General features: G+C 66.6%; 15 protein-coding genes. 8 read left to right on the top strand and 7 right to left on the bottom strand.

Annotated elements, in window-relative coordinates:
* Positions 1-31: 31 nt before the first annotated feature.
* From A4F85_RS03790 to A4F85_RS03765, 6 genes are read left to right on the top strand one after another with little or no spacing between them, the layout of a single operon-like run.
* Positions 32-1,150 carry a LuxE/PaaK family acyltransferase gene (locus tag A4F85_RS03790; RefSeq protein ID WP_063325706.1) on the top strand — a complete coding sequence of 373 codons (1,119 nt, stop codon included), beginning with the start codon at positions 32-34 and terminating at the stop codon, positions 1,148-1,150.
* Complete coding sequence (locus A4F85_RS03785; RefSeq protein ID WP_063325705.1) at positions 1,147-2,634, top strand: acyl-CoA reductase; 1,488 nt, start codon at positions 1,147-1,149, stop codon at positions 2,632-2,634. The genes A4F85_RS03790 and A4F85_RS03785 overlap by 4 nt, the downstream gene beginning before the upstream one ends.
* 5 nt (positions 2,635-2,639) lie before the next feature.
* Positions 2,640-3,428, top strand: coding sequence for an ABC transporter ATP-binding protein (locus tag A4F85_RS03780; protein WP_156516925.1), 789 nt, complete (start codon positions 2,640-2,642; stop codon positions 3,426-3,428).
* Complete coding sequence (locus tag A4F85_RS03775) at positions 3,425-4,186, top strand: ABC transporter permease (RefSeq protein ID WP_063325703.1); 762 nt, start codon at positions 3,425-3,427, stop codon at positions 4,184-4,186. The genes A4F85_RS03780 and A4F85_RS03775 overlap by 4 nt, the downstream gene beginning before the upstream one ends.
* A 38-nt stretch (positions 4,187-4,224) precedes the next feature.
* Complete coding sequence (locus A4F85_RS03770; protein ID WP_046239925.1) at positions 4,225-5,235, top strand: ABC transporter substrate-binding protein; 1,011 nt, start codon at positions 4,225-4,227, stop codon at positions 5,233-5,235.
* Position 5,236: 1 nt separating this feature from the next.
* The gene (locus A4F85_RS03765) at positions 5,237-6,034 is read left to right on the top strand and encodes an SDR family oxidoreductase (protein ID WP_063325702.1); all 798 of its coding nucleotides are present in this window, start codon (positions 5,237-5,239) and stop codon (positions 6,032-6,034) included.
* Between the two features lie 7 nt (positions 6,035-6,041).
* Here the strand turns inward: A4F85_RS03765 and A4F85_RS03760 are convergent, their stop codons facing one another.
* From A4F85_RS03760 to A4F85_RS03750, 3 genes are all read right to left on the bottom strand, one after another.
* A complete protein-coding gene (locus A4F85_RS03760; protein WP_063325701.1) occupies positions 6,042-7,835 on the bottom strand; it encodes a methyl-accepting chemotaxis protein in 1,794 nt (597 codons plus the stop codon).
* A 69-nt stretch (positions 7,836-7,904) separates the two neighbouring features.
* Entirely contained in the window at positions 7,905-9,311 is a 1,407-nt protein-coding gene (locus A4F85_RS03755; RefSeq protein ID WP_231890438.1) for a helix-turn-helix domain-containing protein, read from the bottom strand.
* Positions 9,312-9,681: 370 nt separating this feature from the next.
* Positions 9,682-10,230, bottom strand: coding sequence for a porin (locus tag A4F85_RS03750; RefSeq protein WP_231890437.1), 549 nt, complete (start codon positions 10,228-10,230; stop codon positions 9,682-9,684).
* Positions 10,231-10,277: 47 nt separating this feature from the next.
* Here A4F85_RS03750 and A4F85_RS03745 point away from each other — a divergent pair, with 47 nt between their 5' ends.
* Together A4F85_RS03745 and A4F85_RS03740 are read left to right on the top strand one after the other, a co-directional pair.
* Complete coding sequence (locus A4F85_RS03745) at positions 10,278-10,901, top strand: LysR family substrate-binding domain-containing protein (protein WP_231890436.1); 624 nt, start codon at positions 10,278-10,280, stop codon at positions 10,899-10,901.
* A gap of 215 nt (positions 10,902-11,116) precedes the next feature.
* Complete coding sequence (locus A4F85_RS03740) at positions 11,117-13,978, top strand: midcut-by-XrtH protein (protein ID WP_063325700.1); 2,862 nt, start codon at positions 11,117-11,119, stop codon at positions 13,976-13,978.
* Between the two features lie 237 nt (positions 13,979-14,215).
* Here the strand turns inward: A4F85_RS03740 and A4F85_RS03735 are convergent, their stop codons facing one another.
* The 4 genes from A4F85_RS03735 to A4F85_RS03720 all read right to left on the bottom strand — a co-directional run bounded on the left by A4F85_RS03735 (position 14,216) and on the right by A4F85_RS03720 (position 19,055).
* Positions 14,216-15,484, bottom strand: coding sequence for a ferritin-like domain-containing protein (locus A4F85_RS03735; protein WP_063325699.1), 1,269 nt, complete (start codon positions 15,482-15,484; stop codon positions 14,216-14,218).
* Between the two features lie 8 nt (positions 15,485-15,492).
* Positions 15,493-16,359 (bottom strand): phosphate/phosphite/phosphonate ABC transporter substrate-binding protein, encoded by an 867-nt coding sequence (locus A4F85_RS03730; RefSeq protein WP_063325698.1) that lies wholly within the window; start codon positions 16,357-16,359, stop codon positions 15,493-15,495.
* A gap of 63 nt (positions 16,360-16,422) precedes the next feature.
* Complete coding sequence (locus A4F85_RS03725) at positions 16,423-17,532, bottom strand: acyl-CoA dehydrogenase family protein (RefSeq protein WP_082848101.1); 1,110 nt, start codon at positions 17,530-17,532, stop codon at positions 16,423-16,425.
* 293 nt (positions 17,533-17,825) lie between these two features.
* Entirely contained in the window at positions 17,826-19,055 is a 1,230-nt protein-coding gene (locus tag A4F85_RS03720; protein WP_013801771.1) for a sensor domain-containing phosphodiesterase, read from the bottom strand.
* Between the last annotated feature and the right edge of the window lie 360 nt (positions 19,056-19,415).

The raw sequence follows: 19,415 nt of genomic DNA, 5'->3' as shown, positions 1-19,415 counted from the left end.
AGCATCACGTCCCAGCTCTCGAAGGAATTCCATGGACAAGGCCCGGCCCCAGGCGGCTTCTCTGGTCGCAGACCTGCTTGCATTCATCGCCATGGACGGCTGCACCGACGAGCAGTTCGACGCACTGGCGCTGCGGCTGTTCGCCTACCAATACGAATCGAATGCGCCGTTTCGCAGCTTCTGCCAGCGGCGCGGCGCCACGCTGCGCAATGTGAAGACCTGGAGCGACATTCCCGCCGTGCCCATTGACGCGTTCAAGGCCATGGAGCTGCGCAGCGAGCCGGCCTCGCCCTCGGAGCGCGTGTTCATGACCAGCGGCACCACGGGCCAGGCCAAGGGACTGTCTTCGCGCGGGCGCCACTTCCATCCCGCGCTTGATGTCTACGACGCGTCGATGACGCGCAACTTCGCGCAGCGCTTCATGGCCGGGCACGAGCGCCTGCCCATGAGCATCCTCTTTCCCGACGAGCAGGCCATGCCCAACTCTTCGCTGGCCCACTACCTGGCGCTGGCCAAGACGGAATTCGGCACTCCCGACAGCCGCTACTTCCTCACCCCCGACGGCCTGGACATGCCCGGCCTGTGCGCCGTGCTGGAGGAGTCCGAGCGCAGCGGCCGCCCCTATGCGCTGCTGGGCGCCAGCTTCAGCCTGGTGCATGTGATGGACGCACTGCGCGAGCAGGGCCGCAGCTTCCGTCTGCCGCCGGGCAGCCGCATTCTGGACACGGGCGGCTACAAGGGCCAGTCGCGCGAGCTGCCGCTGGAGGATTTCTACGCCGACCTGCCCCGGTTGCTGGGCGTGCCGCGCAGCCACTGCATCAACATGTACGGCATGACCGAGTTGAGCACGCAGTTCTATGACGACGGCAATGCCGCGCTGCCCTCGGTCAAGTCGGGGCCGCACTGGATACGCTCGCGCCTGGTCGAGCCCGTCACCGGCCGCAGCGTGGCTCCCGGCGAGCGCGGCATTCTCGTGCACTGCGACCTGGCCAACTACAACGCGGTCACCACCATACTCACCGAGGACGTGGGCCTGTGGGCCGGCCATGGCGAGAACAGCGGTTTCCTGTTGCTGGGGCGTGCCGAGGGCGCAGCGGCCAAGGGCTGCTCGCTGGCGGTCGATGAATTCGTGAAGGCCGCTGCTGCATGAACATCGAGCGGATCACGGCCGGCTACCTGCCCGAACTGCCTGGTTTACGCGAGGACGAGGTGCAGTGGCATGTGCTGCCCTTCGAACGCGGCGGCGTGCGGCTGGAAGTCTCCGTGCCCCTGCTGACCGGCCCGCAGATGCATGCGCTGGCAGCCCATGTGCGCCGTGCCGCCGACCGCCACCTGAGGGCCATGCCCGTGGCCGAGATCATCGACGCCATCGACCGCGCCATCGCCCGCCTGCTGGACCGCAGCGATCCCTATCGGCGCCAGGCCGAGACCTGGCTGCCCGTGGTCAGCGGCTATGACGCCGACATGGTGCGCCTGGGGCTGACGGGCTTCTTCAAGACCTTTCGCGCCGCGCAGCTGCGGCGCTTCGTGGCCGAGGACTTTGCCAACCCGGCCGTGCTGGACGGCTTCCAGCCCGCGCCCAAGGGCGGCGCGGTGCGTGCCTTCGGGCCTGACCTGCTGATGCACAGCTGGGCCGGCAATGTGCCTGCGCTGCCCCTGTGGAGCCTGGTCTGCGGCCTGCTGGTCAAGGCGCCCGCCATTGGCAAGCTGGCCAGCGCCGAGCCGCTGTTCGCGGGCTGGTTCGCACGGCTGCTGGCCGAGGTGCATCCGCCGCTGGCCGATTGCCTGGCCGTGGTGTGGTGGAGCGGTGCGGGGGGCGTGGATGGGGCGGATGGCGCGAATGGAGATGCCGCCGCCGCGCTCCACGCCGAGGCCGACACCGTGCTCGCCTACGGCGGCAACCAGACGCTGCAGGCGCTGCGCCAGCGCCTGCCCGTGACCACGCGCTTTCTGCCGCACGGCCACAAGCTGGGCTTCGGCATGGTGGGCGCCCAGGCGCTGGACACGCTCAAGGCGCCCGCCGTGGCGCGGCTGGCGGCCTGGGACGTGATGCGCTACGACCAGCAGGGCTGCTACTCGCCCCATGTCTTCTACGTGGAGCGCGGCGCCCCCGTCTCTGCGCGTGCCTTTGCCGACTATCTGGCGGCCGAGCTGGCCAACCTGCAGCGGCGCTTTGCGCGCCGGCCGTTGGAGCTGGAGGAGGGCGCCGCCGTGGCCCGCTGGCAGCAGTCCGTGGAATGGTCGGGCGACGCGCAGCAACTGCTGGGCCCCGTTGACGCGCCCTGGAGCGTGGCGTACAGCGACAGCCTGCATCCGCTGGCGCCCACGGCCCTGTACCGCACGATTGCCGTGGTGGGTGTGGACCGCCTGGATGACGCCGTGCCCGTGGTGGCCGCGCAGCGCGAATACCTGCAGACGGCCGGCATTGCCGCCTCGCCCGAGCAGCTGTACCGCCTGGCCGGCCTGCTGGGCGCGGCCGGCGTCACGCGCATCAGCGCCATCGGCTCCATGAGCATGCCCGAGGCCGGCTGGCACCATGACGGCCGCTTCAACCTGCTGGACCTGGTGCGCATGACCGAGATAGAGCAATCTGCCGAGGCGGCGGCGCAGCCGTTCGCCCCGTATGCGGATTGACATCCATGCACACCGGCACGACGGGCATGACAGACGAGGCTGACGGCATGGCGTTTCTCGATATCGAACAGGTGGTGTTCACCTACCCGGGCCGCCCGCCCGTGGTGGACGGCGTGGACTGGCGCGTGCAGGCCGGTGAGATCCACTGCCTGCTGGGCCGCAGCGGCTGCGGCAAGACCACCTTGCTCAAGCTGGCGGCGGGGCTGCTCAGGCCGCAGTCGGGCCGCATTCTGCTGCGCGGCGCCGAGCTGGCCGAGCCCGGTCCGCAACTGGGCTTCATGTTCCAGGCGCCCACGCTGCTGGAGTGGCATACGGCGCTGGGCAATGTGCTGCTGCCCGTGTCGCTGCAAAGGCGCCCCGCGCCGCAGGACGAGCAACGCGCCCTGGCGCTGCTGGAGCAGCTGGGCCTGGCCAGCCACGCGCAGCGCCATCCGCGCCATCTCTCGGGCGGGCAGCAAAGCCGCGTGGCGCTGGCACGGGCGCTGGTGCTGGACCCGCCGCTGCTGCTGCTGGACGAGCCCTTTGCCGCGCTGGACGCCATCACGCGCGCCGAGCTGCAGGACGACCTGCTGCGCACCTGCCGCGAACGCGGCACCACGGTGCTCTTCGTCACCCACGACATCAACGAGGCCGTCTACCTGGGCGACCGCATCGCCCTCATGCACGGCGGGCGCATCGTGGCCGACATGGCGGTCGATCTGCCCGCGCCGCGCACCCAGGCCATGCGCCACGGGCCGGCGTTCAACGAGCACTGCGCCCGCGTGCGCGCAGCCATGGACAGGACGGCGGCATGACGGTGTCCTTGTTCCATGCCCGCCTGCTGGCCGCCGCGCTGGCGCTGGTCCTGCTGGGCCTGTGGGAGCTGCTGGTGCGGCAATGGGGCCTATCCGCCCTGGTGCTGCCGGCGCCCTCGGCCATTGCGGCATCGCTGTGGACGGGGCTGGCCACCGGCTATTTCTGGCCGCACATCTGGGCGACGCTCCAGGCCCTGCTGCTGGGGCTGGCGGCCGGCAGCGCGATCGGCCTGCTGGCGGGCATGGCCCTGGCTGAATCCGAGCTGCTCGAGCTTGTGCTCAAGCCCTATGTGGTGGTCAGCCAGGTCGTGCCCAAGCTGGCGCTGGCGCCGCTGTTCGTGCTGTGGTTCGGCTTCGGCATGCTGCCCACGGTGCTGATCACGGCGCTGATCTGCTTTTTCCCGCTGATGGAAAACACCTTGACCGGCCTGCGCCAGGTCGATGCCCAGCGGCTGCAGCTGTTTCGCATGCTGGGCGCCACGCGGCTGCAGACGCTGCTGCGCCTGAAGCTGCCCACGGGCCTGCCCGCCATTCTTGCGGGCCTGCGCGTGGCCGTGGTGCTGGCACTGGTCGGCGCCGTGGTGGCCGAATTCATGGGCGCCAGCCGCGGCCTGGGCGCCGTGGTCATTGCCGCCCAGGGAATGATGGACACCACCCTCATGTTTGCGGCCCTGGTGCTGATCGCCGCCATGGGCCTGCTGCTGTACCAGGCCTGCCTGGTGCTGGAGCGCCGGCTGCTGCGCTCGCGCGCCGCCTGACCATCCTGAACACTTCCGAAACCTTTTCTCCAAGCGCCATGCACACACCGCAGTCCCCCTTCCTCACCCGCCGCAGCCTGCTGGGCGCCTCTGCCGGTTTTGCCGGCCTGGCGCTGGCCGGCAATTGCCTGGCCGCTCCTGTGCAAGGCAAGATCCGCCTGGCCGGCTGGAGCAAGCCCATCAGCGAGATCACCAACATCCTGGCCGAGCCCGACAAGGGATTCTTCAAGGCCCAGGGCGTGGAGCTGGCCTACCTGCCCGGCGCGGGTGGCGGCGACGCCATACGCAACATGCTCAGCGGCCAGGCCGATGTGGCCTTCACCGACCCCGGCTCCTTCTTCATGGCCCTGGACAAGGGCGAGAAGCTGGTCGCCATCTACGACATCTACCCGCAGAACGTGTTCAACGTGGTCTCGCTCAAGTCGGCGGGCATCCGCAAGCCGGCGGATCTCAAGGGCAAGAAGATCGGCGTCTACAGCCTGTCCAGCGGCACGCGCCAGAACCTGCTGGTGATGCTGCACCAGGCCGGCCTCAAGGAATCGGACGTGACCATCGTCGTCACCGGCCTGCTCAACTTCGCGCCGCTGATGCAGGGCCAGGTCGATGCCACGGCCGCCACCGACACCGGCCTGGCCGTGGGCCTGCGCAAAGGCATTGGCGAGGTCGATGTGATGCAGGTGCGCGACCACCTCAACATCTCCAGCGACATGTTCGTGGTGCGCGAGGACACGCTGCGCGACAAGAAGGATCTGCTGCGCGCCTTCCTCAAGGGCTACCGCGACAGCGCCGCCTGGATGATGGCCAACCCCGAGGAAGCCGCCACGCTGGCCGGCAAGCACGCCATCGACGGCACGCAGCGCGACATCAACCTGGACGTGATCCGCCTGCGCAACGCGTCTTCGCAGCCGCTGCAGGCCGGCAAGCCGCTGGGCAGCTTCGACCTGGCCGCCCTGCAAAAGGGCGCCGACGCCTACCGCGCGCTGGGCATGGTGCAAAGGCAGATCAAGGTGTCCGACGTGGTGGACACCAGCCTGCTGCCCGGGGCCTGAGATGGCACAGCCGTCTTCCCTGGGACTGCAAGGCAAGGTGGTGCTGGTCACCGGCGCCGGCCGCGGCATAGGCGCGGCCATTGCCACCGCCTTTGCGCGCGAGGGCGCCCTCGTGGCGGTCAACCACCTGTCCAACGATGCTGCCGCCGCGCAGACCGTGGCGGCCTGCCAGGCTGCGGGCAAGCAGGCCGGAGGCGATGCCTGGGCCATCAAGGCCGATGTGGGCTCGCAGCCCGCCGTCCAGGCCATGACCGAGGCCATTGCGCGCGAGGCGGGCGCCATCGACATCGTGGTCAACAACGCCTTCAAACCCTACGCCTTCGACCCCGAGCGCCGCCGCCGCTTCGACGACCTGCAATGGAGCGACTACCAGGCCCAGTACGACGGTGCCGTGGGCGCGGCCTTCAATGTCTGTCGCGCCGTGCTGCCGCAGATGCGCCAGCGTGCGCGGGGCAGCATCGTCAACATCGCCAGCAACCTGGTGGAGCACCCCGTCGTGCCCTACCACGACTACACCACGGCCAAGGCCTCGCTGGTGGCCTTCAGCCGCAACCTGGCCAGCGAGCTGGGGCCCGTGGGCATACGCGTCAACTGCGTGGCGCCGGGCCTGGTCTATCCCACGCAGGGCACCCAGGACACGCGCGAGTCCTTCCGAGAATCGCTGATGGCCGCCACGCCGCTGCGCCGCCTGGCAAGCCCCGAAGACGTGGCGGGGCCGGTGCTGTTCCTGGCCTCGGAACTGAGCGGCTTCATGACGGGGCAGCTGCTCTTTGTCGATGGCGGCCTGGTGATGCGCTGAGCCTGTTCTAGAACTGCTCCCACTCATCGGCCATCTCGGCCGCCGTGGCGCGGCGGGGTGCCGTGGTCCTGGCGGGCAGCGCCACAGGCGCGCTGGAGGCCGCAGCCGCTGCCGCGCGCAAGGGCTTGGCGGGGCGGGGCACGGCAGGGGCCAGCGCAGGAGACGGCCTGGCGGTCTGTGCGCGCGCCAGCCCGACCGCTGCCACCGGCGCGGACACGGCCTGTGCCCGGGCCTCCCTTTCATCCAGGCGGAACACGCTGACCAGCTGCACCAACTGCGCCGCCTGCTTGTTCAGGCTGTCGGCAGCGGCGGCGGACTCCTCCACCAGGGAGGCGTTTTGCTGCGTCACCTGGTCGAGCTGCTGCACGGCGTCGCTGACCTGGGTCACGCCCTGGGACTGCTCCTGCGTGGCGGCACCGATGTCGGAGATCAGTTCGGCCACGCGGTGCGTCTGGGTGACGATGTCGTTCATGGTGCTGCCGGCCTCGGCCACCTGGCGGGAGCCGGCGGCGACCTTGCCCACGCTCTCGCTGATCAGGCCCTTGATCTCCTTGGCCGCGTTGGCGCAGCGCTGGGCCAGGGAGCGCACCTCCGAGGCAACCACCGCAAAGCCCTTGCCCTGTTCCCCGGCACGCGCGGCCTCCACGGCGGCGTTGAGCGCGAGGATGTTGGTCTGGAACGCAATGGCGTCGATCACGCCGATGATTTCCTCGATCTTGCGCGAGCTGTGCGTGATGTCCTCCATGGTGCTGACCACGCCATGCACCACCTCGCCGCCGTGCACGGCCGTGGCGCTGGCCGACTGGGCCAGGCCCGAGGCGCTGCGCACCGTGTCCACGTTTTGCTGGATGGTGGCGGTCATCTGCTCCATGGAGGCGGCCGTCTCCTCCAGGTTGGCGGCCTGCTCCTCCGTGCGAGCGCTCAGGTCGGCATTGCCCGAGGCGATCTGGCTGGCGCCCGTGGCAATCGATTCGCTGCTGTGGCGCACCTGGCTGACGATGTCTGCCAGGCTGGCGCGCATGGAGTTCAGCGCAGCCAGCAGGCTGGTGGTGTCACCGGGCCGCAGCGCCACGGCCACCGCCAGGTTGCCCCTGGCGACTTCCTGCGTGATCTGCGCCGCGTAGGCGGGCTCACCGCCCAGCAGGCCCGTGATGCGCCGCGTGATGGCCCAGCCCACCAGCGCGCCTATGGCCAGTGCGGCCAGCGCCAGGGACAGCATCAGCCGCCCGGCAGCCAGGGATTTGTCCTCGGAGGCCTGCGCCGTTTCCGTGGCGCGCACCTGCTGGTGGGCCAGGATGTCATTGATGGAGTTGAAGAACGCGTCCTGGCGTTTGCGGAACTCCCCGCTTTCGCCAAGCATGGCCGAGACGGCCTGCAGGTCGTGGCGCGCGGCCGCCTCCATGAATTGGTCGAGCAGCGGCAGATAGGCAATGCGCGCGTTCTTCATGTTGTCGTACAGCGCAACGCCCTGCGGTGTGCTCAGGCCTTCGCGGAATTTCTCCATCAACTGGCTGATCTTCTGGCGCTGTGCATCCAGTGCGGCCTTGGCCAGCTTCTTTTCCCCGGCGTCCTCCATCAGCGCCATGCTGCGCACGCCGCGAAAGATGAACTCCACCGAGCCCTTGATCTCCACCAGCCGGAGCAGGCTGGTGATCCGCTTGTCGGCCAGGTAGGCCACATCATCGGAGGCCTGTACCAGCTGGGCGCGGCCATACAGCGCAATCGACAGCGCGATGGCAATCAGAATCGAAAATCCCAGACCCAACATGGAGCCCGTCTTCATGTTTTTCAGGTATTTCATGCGTATTCCTTTCAGTATTCAATATGGCTGCGTGCCACGCAATCGGGCCGCATCGCATAAAAATCCGGATCACGCCAATCGATGATGGCGCACCCAGACAGACGGCGGTATTCCATAATGTCCGGAGAAATCTCTGGAAAATGATGAAAGCGAGGAATAACCAAGCTGCGAGGAAATCTGTCCTATGCTCTGGTCGGTGGTCAGCAGCGATTCGGCCGCAAGATGGATACGGCTTTGCCTTATATATTCACCGATACTGCACGACCGGCTGTTGCGAAAGGAAACCTCCAAAGTGCGCCGGCTGACGCGGCAATGGTCGGCAATGGTCTGGATCGGTAGTTTCTTGTCCAGGTTTTCTTGTATGTATTGGAGGGCGCGCTTGACATAGGCGGGTTCCAGATCGTGCAGCCGTGCCTCGTCCATGGCCGTGAATTTGGATTTCTCCAGATAGGGGCTGATGGCCATGCTCTTGAGCCGCATGATGTTCAGCGCCTTCAGCGTGGACAGGGCGCCTGCAAAATCGCCCTGCGTTTCCTGTATGTGGTACTCGTAGACCAGGGCATTGCGGCACAGGCCTTCGAGCTGGTAGGTCTGGGCCGTGGACTTTGCCAGCATCACCGCCTGCAGGGCCTGGGCATATTGGCGCTTGCTGCAGTGCACCAGTGCGCTGCTCAGCCAGGCCCAGCCGGCAATCGGCGGGTTCTTGATCTGGTGGCGGACGCCGATGCGTTCAATGGCACGGATCACGCAAGCGGCTTCGCGGCGACCCGCATCCAGCCCTTTGACCGAGAGCTGCAGCAAATCGCTGTAGGGCCAGGCCAGGCCCGTTGGCAGCTGGCGGCCGACCCGCTCCAGCAGCGCCTGCAGGTCGGCGCTGTCGGGTGCCGCGGCGCCGAGCTGGACCAGGCCTGAATCCGGGGGCGGACCGCACCACAGACTCTGGTGGTTCTTGTAGAGATAGATCTTCCACAGAATCTGCGCCCTGGCCCAATTGATCAGAGCGGACAGCCAGGGCGTGACGCCCGGCGCCATCAATGCGAAATCATGGTCCTTGCCTTCGATCAATTGCAAGGCGGTATCGAGCTCGCCCAGCCGGCTGTGCGCCAGCGCCCTCACATAGGTGGCGCAGGCCATGGATTCCGGCTGCAGCAGCGCGGGATTGGCCATTGCCGCAGTGGCCAGTGCAATCGCATTGCGCTCTTCACCCAGCTGGCAATGGATGAAGGCGGCTGCAATGCGGCATGAGACCACGCGGTCAGGCATGCGGTGCAGCTCGAAAATGGCCTGTGCTTCCTGCACATATCTGAGCACCAGCAGGGGATATATGGAAGGCTCTGGCCATTTGCAGGCCTGTAGCAATTCCTCGGCCCGGCTGATTTTGTTATATCCAGTATCGGCTTGCTGGTGATGGGCGGATATTATTCTCCATAATCTGGATGCGCTCTCATCTTGGTGGCCGTGGATGTGGTGCGTCAAAAGATTGAATGAGTAAGAATTCTTATATGAAAAAATCAATGGCCAGGCGGGTGCGATGCATTTTCCCGATGAATGCATCGGCAAGGTGCTTCACAACACCCTCCTGGGAAACACTGATTGACTGGAAGAATCTTACAGGCCAGATAAACAATTGTTTACATTTGGATTTTATTTTTCTTGCCGGATCACGCAGGCACTTGTCTTTTTGCGAAACTTTCTCTCTTGCAAATCGCCTAATTCGCTGATTGGACAGACTTTTTCTGATTGGAAAAATCCATTCAAATAGGCGAATATTCCCTGGATTTCATGGGGTTGTTACAACGGCCAGACTCCAGCCGGGCCGCCCTGTCGGCATGGCAGGCGCTGGCAATCAGAAGGCGTGCGACATGCCCAGCACCACCGAGCTGGGCCGGCTGCCTGCCTGGACCACCGGCCCCGCATTGCTGGCGGTGTTGATGGTGAAGGCGGCACCCGCCTCGTTGTGGATGCGGCCCACGCCCGCATAGAGCTTGGTGCGCTTGGACAGCGAGTGGTCGTAGCGCACGCTCAGCGCACGCGCATCGCTCTGGGCGCGAGCCTGTCCGTGGTAGGCGCCATAGGACAGCAGCCACTGCCCCGCCATGCCCATGGGCACGGTCACGCTGGCCTCGTAGAAACGGCCCTGGCCGCTGGTGGCGGCAGGCAGGTCGTCGCGCCGCGTGGACAGCAGCAGCGCGGCGCGCGCCACGCCGAAGTCATAGGCCGCGCCCAGCAGCGCATAGCGGTCGGTATTCACGGCCGTGGTGCGCCGCTGCATCCACGATGCACCCAGTGCCCAGGGCCCGGCCGCATAGTCCACGGAGCCGCCGTACAGGCTGGCCACGCTGGAGCCCGCCGCCTCGCCGAACGAATACATGCCGCGCACCGTGAAGCCGCCCATGTTCGGCGACTGGTAGCGCGGTTCGCCTGGGCCTGGTTCCGTCGGCCATGCACTCGGTGCTGCCCGGCCTGCTGCGCCGCATTGCCGACGCCGGCTGGAACCTGCGCGTGGAAGCCCGCGAGATGATCACCTCGCAGCAACTGCGCGCCCTGCGCGCCGGAGAGCTGGACCTGGGCTTCGGGCGCCCCGGCAAGGGCGAGCCACTGGCCGAGGAAGTGGCCGGCATGGACGATCCCTACTGCCTGGCCATGGCGCCGTCCCATCCGCTGGCGGCTGGCGAAGGCGCGCTACCGCTGCAATCGGCTGCGCATGAGCCCTTCGTGGGCTTTGCGCGCTACGAGGACGCCGACTACTTCGACCGCACCGTGGCCCTGTGCCTGGACGCGGGCTTCACCCCTTCCATACGCCACGAGGCTGGCCAGTTCGTCAACGTGCTCGCCCTGGTGGCCTGCGGCCTGGGCGTGGCCATCGTCCCTTCGTCCTTTGCCTCGCTGTACCGGGGCAAGCTGGTGTTCAGGCCGCTGCAGGAATCGCGCTACCAGAGCCGGCTGGCGGTGCTGGCCGTGGCCGGGGCGGCTGAGCAGGACAGTGAAAGCGATGCAGGGCGCGTGGCGCAGGCTGCGGCGCTGGAGTTGAAGCATTTCGGGCGGAGATTGGCGCGGTTGCGGTAAGGGGGTTACCGATGCTGGTATGGCCATGCGGCCTTCAAATGGCCCTTTTCAGCGCGGCGTCGGCTGGCCAATTACCTGTTTTCAGGGATATGCGCGGCGAAAGCGATCGTCTAGAGTAAGAATTTGTCAGCAGCGCAGTCGTTTGTGATGTGCCTGAAGGCAGCGGCGAGGGCTGTTCCCTCGCCTGTTTGGTTCGCACTCTCCAGGCAAGGCCCATGCTGCAACGTTTCCATTTCCCCGCTCGTGGCGTCGGCTTCGTAAAGGCGTGCAGCGCTCTTGCTGCTGCCGTTGCCTTACCGGCCGCCCAGGCCCAGAGCATCACGGTGGCACCGCTGGCAGCCGTGGCGCCGGCGGCGATTCCTGTGGACCACCCTGGCGCTCTTGCGCTGCTGGCGTTGGCCTTGGGGGCCTGCCTTGTGCGGGGTGTGCGAAAAGGGCGGATCTCCCTGGTCGGCCTGCGTGCATGGGCCATGGGCGGTGCTGTTGTCGTGACCGCGGCCACGGCGGTCTGGGGCGAGCGGGTGCAGGCCCAGATTCAGGAATTGCAGGAAGCCTTCAACCAGGCCGCAGGCGAGACGCTCACCGTTCCCGTGCAGGCGACAGCGCTGGGTGCCGATGGCGCACCGCAGGGATTCCTGCCCGTGGTCTATCGCAACCAGACGTCGGTGCGGCTGAAAATCACCGGCATCACGGACCCTGTGTGGAACATCTGCTTTCCGCTGGGCGTGCCCAGCGCGATTCCCACGACGGCCGCGCGTCCCGGCAGCGCCTGCGCGGTCGGCGCCACGCTGGAGGCGGGCGGCTCCTGCTGGGTGGACGTGGCGCAACTGTGCGCCGAGGCGGCGGACACCGTGCGCGGCAGCCATGCCAGCGTGCTTGCGCCCGACAGCGTGCAGGTGGACACGGCCGGGCAGCGCACGGGCAATGTGCTGTCCAACGATTCCGATGCCGATGGGGCGCTCGTGGTCGCCAGCTTCACCTATGAAGGCCAGACCGTGGCGGCCGGCAGCTCCCGGAACGTGGCGGGGCGCGGGACCTTCGCGCTGCAGGCAGACGGCAGCTTCACTTTCCAGGCGGATGCGAACTACAGCGGCGGCCATCCGCTGGCCATCGGCTACACCGTGCAGACCGGCGCGTCCAGCACGCTGAGTGTTTTCGTGAACCGGGTGCCCGTGGCCGGCAACGATACGGCCACCACCGATGCCGATACGTCCGTCACCATCGCCGTGCGCGGGAACGACAGCGATGCGGATGGGGACAGCCTGACCGTTTCCGGCATCACCCAGGGCACCCACGGTTCCGTGGTCGTGGATGCCGTCACGGGCAATCCGGTCTACACGCCGAACGCCAACTTCACCGGCAGCGACAGCTTCACCTACACCATTGGCGACGGCAGGGGCGGTTCTGCCACGGCCAGCGTGTCGGTGACGGTTGCTGCTGCGCCCTCCGGCAATCAACCGCCAGTGTCTGTCTCCGATGCGATAGTGGTGGCCGAGGGCGCTGTGGCCACGGTCCTTGCCAGCGGTGCAACCAGCCTGCTGGCCAACGACACGGACCCTGACGGCAATCCGCTCGTCGCGGTGCTGGTGACGGGTCCGGCGAACGGGTCCCTGACGCTGAACGGCAATGGCACCTTCACCTATATCCACAACGGCAGCGAGACGACTTCCGATAGCTTCACCTACCGTGCCAGCGACGGGCAGGCCATGGGAAACATCGTCACCGTTTCCATCACGGTCACTCCCGTGAACGATGCACCGGTTGCCGTGGCAGATCAATTGATGGTTGCCACGGACATCCCGCTGAGCATCAGCTTTGCCACGCTGCTGGCCAATGACACGGATGCCGACGGCGACAGCCTGACCATCACCTTGGCTCATTCGCCGGTCAATGGCAGCCTTGCATTGCAGGCGGGCGGGGTGCTGTTCACGCCCGCTGCAGGCTACGAAGGACCGGCCAGCTTTCTCTACGACGTCAGCGATGGGCGCGGCGGCACCAGTATCGGCACGGTCAATCTGTCGGTTGGAGCGGCCAGCGCTCCTTCGGTCGTTGTCCTGAAGTCCCTGCTGGCCATCGCACACGGCACAGGCGGGACCAGCGTCAGGTTTCCGATAACCACGAAGCTGGTGGATACGGATGGCTCGGAAACCCTGTCGATCAGGATCAGTGGACTGCCCACCAATCTGTCCTTCAATGCGGGTACGAACCTGGGTGGTGGTGTCTGGCAATTCACCGAGGCCGACCTGCCCAATCTCATCCTGAATCTGCCTGGCAGCTACACCACGAACGCCACGTATCTCACGGTCCAGGTCACGGCGACGGAGGTGAGCGGCGGCTTCACGGCATCGACATCCACCGTGGTCACGCTCAAGGCCTCATATACGACCGTGGATATCACCACGACCGAGAGCGGCAGCCATACGGGCAGCTCGGCCAACGAATACATCACCGGTGGCAACGGCGCCAACACCATCAACGCCGGCAGCGGAAACAACATCGTTTTCGGGGGCGCTGGCGACGACAACCTGTCGGCGGGCTCGGGCTCCGATGTGCTGATCGGCGGCAGCGGCAACGACACCCTCAACGCGGGATCGGGCACGGACCGGCTGATCGGAGGCTCCGGCGACGACCTGTTGATAGGCGGCGATGCGGGCGAGAACTTTGTGGATGTCTTTGTCTGGTTGCTGGGAGATCAGGGGGCGGCGGGAACGCCGGCCTTGGACCGAATCCAGAACTTCTCCACGGCGGCAGCGGGAACCAACGGCGCAGGCGGTGATGTACTGGACCTGCGCGACCTGCTGCAGGGTGAATCCGCAGGCCCCCCCAGTAATGCCGCAGGCAACCTGGCCAACTACCTGCACTTCGAGATCACGGGAGGCGATACCTGGGTCCATGTCAGCCACACGGGCGGCTTCGGTGCAGACTCCCATGCGGTGGGTGCAGGCTACTCGGCATCGGCCGAGACCCAGCAGATCATCCTGGAAGGCGTGAATCTGCAGACGCTGTATTCCGGTGCCGCCACGGATCAGCAGATCATCACGCAGCTGCTGAACAACAATAAATTGATGGTGGATTGAGGCTGCCGCTCGGGCCTCGCCGTGCGAGAAATGCTCCCGCAGCTCAACGCCGCTCTTGCGCAGGCGCAGACTGCTCCTGGCCCGCCTTGGTCGCGCGGGGCGGCGCCACCGGCATGGGAAACCCGACAAGCGCAAGCGCCACTGCGAAAGGCAGCAGGCAGTAGAAGAGCACGCGCTTGAGCTTCATTCGCCGGAATTGAGGGTGCTTGCGCAGCCTTCAAGTGGGCTGTTCCCCGTCTACATGAAATTCCTCGTATGCAATGAAGCCAGCCGCTCGGCATGCCCACGCTCGAACCCCAGCCGCAGCAGCTTGGAAAACCGGCCGTCGGCCATGTCGCGCATGAGCTGCTGCACGCGGGCGGCGCCGCGGGCCAGGGCTTCGGGGGTGAGGGCGCCGGCGGCGATGAGGATCAGGGCGTCGAAGACTTCCTCGTTCAGGCCCGAGGTGCCGGCCAGGTTGTCGAAGCGCTGCTCCACGGCCTGGGCCAGCTGATGCTGGAAGCCGGGCTCGTGCTGCAGGCGGTACAGCAGGTGGGACATGCCCAGGGCCACATGGCGCGCCTCGTCGCGTGCGGCCAGGCGGCAGATCTGGCGTGTGAGGGGGTCGGGCGCCTCGGTCTGCAGGAACTGCAGCAGGTGCACGAAGGTGCCTTCGCCCAGCACCGACAGCAAGAAGCCCGCCACGGAAAAATCCGTCTCGTCCAGCAGGCTCTTGAGCGAGGCCTGTCCACCCGCCGTGGACAGCGCGGGCTCGCGGCCGTGGCGGCGGATGCGGCGCGTGAAGACATCGATGTGCCGCGCCTCGTCGGCCACCTGGATGGCCAGCGCCGCCTGCAGCTCGCGGTAGTGCGGGTGCAACTGGCCCAGAAAGCGCGCAGGCACCAGCAGGGCCGCGTTCTCGTTCTCCACCATGTAGGTCATGAGCTGCACGATGGCGTCCTCCACGGGCGCGGGCAGCTCGGGTGCATCGCACCAGTCGATATCGGTGTCGGCATTCCACTGCGCGGCCACGGCCTGGGCGTAGAGGTCGGCGGCGCTGTCGGTCCAGACCTGCAGCTTGTCGCTGAGCCGGAAATGGAAGGCCGGCGCCCCGGCTTCCACCTGCGCGCCCCGCGCCGCCAGGCCCCAGAACGGCTGGGCCTGCGCGGCCACGGCATCGCCGCCCGAGCGCGCATCGCTGCGGCCCGTCTGCGCCGCGCCACGCCAGCGCCCGGACTGCGCGCCGCCGCGCGCCACGATGGCCATGGCCTGTGCTGCACCCGCGCCATCCTTCCAGCGCAGGCCGTGGCCCTGGTCGCTGCACCAGCCCGACAGCTGGGCCTGCCAGCCCGGCGCGCTGCCGGTCACGCGCAGCTGCCCGCCCACGGGCAGGGCGGCCAGCGCGTGCTTGACCAGAAGATGGGCACCGGCATCGAAGCCCAGACCCTGCAGGTCGATGACAGGCAGGGTGGAGGCGGGCAGGGTGCGGGCGTGCAGGGCGCCGCTGTCGGAATCAGGCATGGCCATGGCGCGTATCAGTAACGGTAGTCCTGCACGGTGATGCGGCCTTCGGCGTCGTAGAAGGCCTCGTCCGTCACCGCACGCTCCAGCAGGCCGTAGCCCGTGCCGCGGCCCGGGTGCCAGACCTTCAGGCCTTCCAGCTCCAGCAGCGGGCGCACGGCAGCGTCGTCCCAGGACATGGCCAGCAGGATGTCGCGGAAGGCGGCGGCGCGTTCGGCATCGATGTGCGGGCCGGCCGTCATGTTGCAGTGGTCGAAGGCGCCCGAGGTGGCCAGCACGCGCGTGCCGCCGGCCGGCAGCGTGCCTTCGCGCGCAAAGGCCTGGTAGTTCTTGCCCACCATCCATGAAGCCTGTATCTCGCCGGTCACCATGGCTGCGGCGGCCAGGCGCTCGCCGCCGATGTGGTCGCCGTGCTTGCCGCCCAGCACGTCAAAGCGGCGTGCCGTGTAGTCGCGCCCGGCCACCAGCCCTTCCTGGCGCAGATGGTCCAGCGGGATCAGCGTGGCCTGGGGCGAATCCACGGCACCGAAGCCCACGGTCTTGCCGCGCAGGTCCTGCACGCTCTGGATGGGGCTGTCGGCGGGCACGACCAGCAGCGAATGCAGGTCCAGGTCGGTGTCGCGCATGGCGATGGATTCCACGCGCAGGCCGCGCGCGCGGGCCATGCGGTCGGCGCGGACAAAGGCCAGCGGCGAGTTCCAGGCCAGGTGCACATCGCCTGCGATCAGCGCCTCGGTCAGCGACTCGTAGTTGGAATAGAGCACGTAGTCGAAGTAGTAGCCGCGCTCGATGAAATACGCCTTGAAGCCTTCCCAGATGGTGATCACCTTGGGGGCGTAGGCCACGGCGCCGAGCTTGATCACGGGGGCGGTTGTCGTCATTCGGAAGTCCTTTGCTGGATGGGGAAGTGGATTGAGGCTATCGACAGGATCTGCGGCGCAGGTTCAGGCAGCGGCGTCGCACATGGCTTTGCCAAGCATGTCGTAGATCACGTCGGTGGTGGGCGCCATGACCGATGCGGCACGCGCATCGCGGAACAGGCGCTCTATGCCCAGCTCCTTGCGGAAGGCGGCGCCGCCGCACACGCGCATGGCAATATCGGTCACCTCCAGCGCGGCTTCGGCGGCGGCGGCCTTGGTCTGCAGCAGGCGCGTGCGCGTGTCGGGGCGGGCGGCCTGCACGGCGGCCACGGTGTCGTCGCGCAGCAGGCGCGCCTGCTCCAGGCGCAGCTGGGCGCGGGCCAGGTAGGCGCGGATGGTGGGCAGGTCGGCCAGCGAGCTGCCGCTTTCCGCAAAGCGCGTGCCCGCCACATGGGCCACGGCGCGGCGCAGTGCGCCCTGCATCAGGCCGATGGAGGTGGTGGCGATCAGCGTGGGGAAAAACGGCATCAGGTGGCGGCCCTTCACGGCCTCGCCCTCGCCATCGGCGCCCAGCATGCGGGCGCGCGGCACGCCCACATCGCGCGCCTCGATGGGCGACGAAGCATTGCCGCGCAACCCCATGCCGTTGAAGCGCCCGGGAATGGACAGCCCCGGCAGGCGGCTGTCCACCAGCCACAGCGTATTGCCCTCGCCCTGCGTGGCGCGCGAGATCCAGACATAGGAATCGGCCTCGCCGGCCGAGGTGATCATGCTCTTGAGCGCATTCAGGTGGATGACATCTTCAGCGGCGGTGGCCGTGCCCGTGGGCGCCCAGATATGGCTGCGCGAGCCGGCCTCGGACACGGCCAGCGTGGTGATGTGGCGGCCGGCGGCAATGTCGCGGCGCACCGCGTCATCGGCAAAGGGCTCGATCAGTGCCACGCCGCAGTAGTGCATGGTCAGCACCATGGCCGTGCAGGGGCAGTCCTGGGCAATGCGCTCGATCACCTGCACCGCCTCGGCCAGGCCCTTGCCCAGGCCGCCCACCTCGCTGGCGCTGATCAGGCCCAGCAGGCCGGCTGCGGCCAGCGCATCCAGCGCAGCGCGCGGGTAGCGCGCCTGCTCGTCAATCTGCGCGGCCTGGGGCGCGATGATCTCGCGCATGAGGGGTTCGAGTTGCTGCAAAACTTCCATCTGGGTTCACCGTAGGCATGCCCATGGCCGCCTGCCGAGAGGCACTTGCTGGAAGTCTGGGGAAATGCTGGAGCGCCGCGATGGCCGCTGGGCGCGCCTGCCGCATGCAGACCTGCAATGGCGGATGGGCTGGGGGAAAGAATGCGAAAGATTATGCGCCGGGTGCGCGACGGCCGGGCGCAATTGCCGGTGGCGCTTGATTTCGGTCAATTGGTGGCTGGGTACTGCCTTCGGTGGTTTCGGCCAACAGGCGGCCGACAGCCAGACGAGGAGGCCTGCAGGAAGATCGTGGCCTATATTGCAGCGCCCATTGCCAGCGCCTCTTGCGGCCCTATCGGCTTGGCAAAAAAGTAGCCCTGGGCCAAATCCACGCCCAGGCTCGCCAGAGTGTTGAATTCCTCGGCTGTCTCCACACCCTCGGCAACCACCACGCTTCCTATCTCGTGCGCGAAGCTCGTGAGGCCCTTGGCCAGCGCACGGCGGCTGCGGTCGGTATCGACATCGTGCGTGATGCTCATGTCCAGCTTGATCATGTCTGGTTGCAGATGCAGGATGTGCCGCATGCTGGAGTAGCCGGCCCCCGCATCGTCGACTGCCAAGGTCGCGCCCCGGCGCCGCAGCGGCGCCAGTGCATCGGCCAAAGCCCTGTAGTCATCCACGGCGGCATGCTCCGTGATTTCCAGCGTCACGCGCGAGAGATCCCGGTCCGAACCCAGAAGCCTGGGCAACTGCCCCGACTGGATCAGCTGCGGCGAGCAGTTGACGGCGAGCAGCCAGTCGGTGGGCAGGCTGCCAAGTGCACCAAGCGCTGTGTCGATCGCATGGCGCTCCAGCTCCAGCCCCAGCCCCACCTCGTGCGCTGCCTTGAACCACTGGTCGGGCGGGCGACGTGGCTCCAGGTCAAAGCGTGACAGACATTCGAAACCGTGCAGCTTGCCTGTCGCGATGGTGTATACGGGCTGAAATACGGGGCGCAGCGCATTGCCTTGCATTGCAAGTCGAATTTCGTGCGTCACTTTGTCTCTTGCATGCCGGACGGCAGAAGTCGCACTGAAATGGAGTCCCAATAAATCGGAGAATGCCCGCAGCAGTGACATATCGTGCGCATTCAGCGCAGGATTGGGCTGGTGGCTGAAGCAGCACAAGGTGCCGAACAATTGGTTGTCATCCAGGCGGATGGGAACGCTCAGGTGCGAGCCGATAGGAATGGTGTGCGTTTCCGGTATCTCCTGGGCAGCGGCCAACAGGGAGGTGTCGGGAATCAACTCCGGCAATTCACCATTGACGACTTTCTGGCAATAGCCTTCGCTCAATGGAATCTTTTGATGCTGGAAAATCACTCCGGCAGTGCTCTCGTCCACATGCTCCAGCACCCGATCCTCTTCCCGGAATCGGGCCACAAAGGCGACATCCATGCCGAGATGCCGACGAACGACAGACAGAACACGGTCGACTCCATCCAGTTCAATGGCAAAAGCGAAAATTCTGCTCAAAGGTGCGAATGTGGATTTACGAAGGGTCATTTCGTTGATCTGCTCTATCAGATGTGTACGCACATTGAATTCACACGCTGCATGCGGGCTGGCTATCCTCGGCTCCGAGTGCGATGGCCAAGCGGTGCGATATGAATTGATAAAAGGAATGAATTATCATTAACCCGCTCCATTGACCGATGCGCGGCAAATCGTGGTTGCCGCGCGATAGAAAATCCCAATCGAACCCCCAGTTGCAACCCCAGTGGCAACCCCGTTTGCAACCCAAAGCAGTAGTGAGAAGAACAGACTTAAGTATGCGCGGTTGAAGTGCGCAGGTCGAGTCCGTCTGTTCGGATTGACAATAGTTATGAAAATCCAACACGGGCAGCTGAAAGGGCCCGGCACTCC

The organism is Delftia sp. GW456-R20, from assembly GCF_001622915.1.
Lineage (GTDB): Bacteria > Pseudomonadota > Gammaproteobacteria > Burkholderiales > Burkholderiaceae_C > Comamonas > Comamonas acidovorans.
Note: the sequence above shows the minus strand (reverse complement) of the source record. Positions and strands in the feature narration are given on the sequence as shown.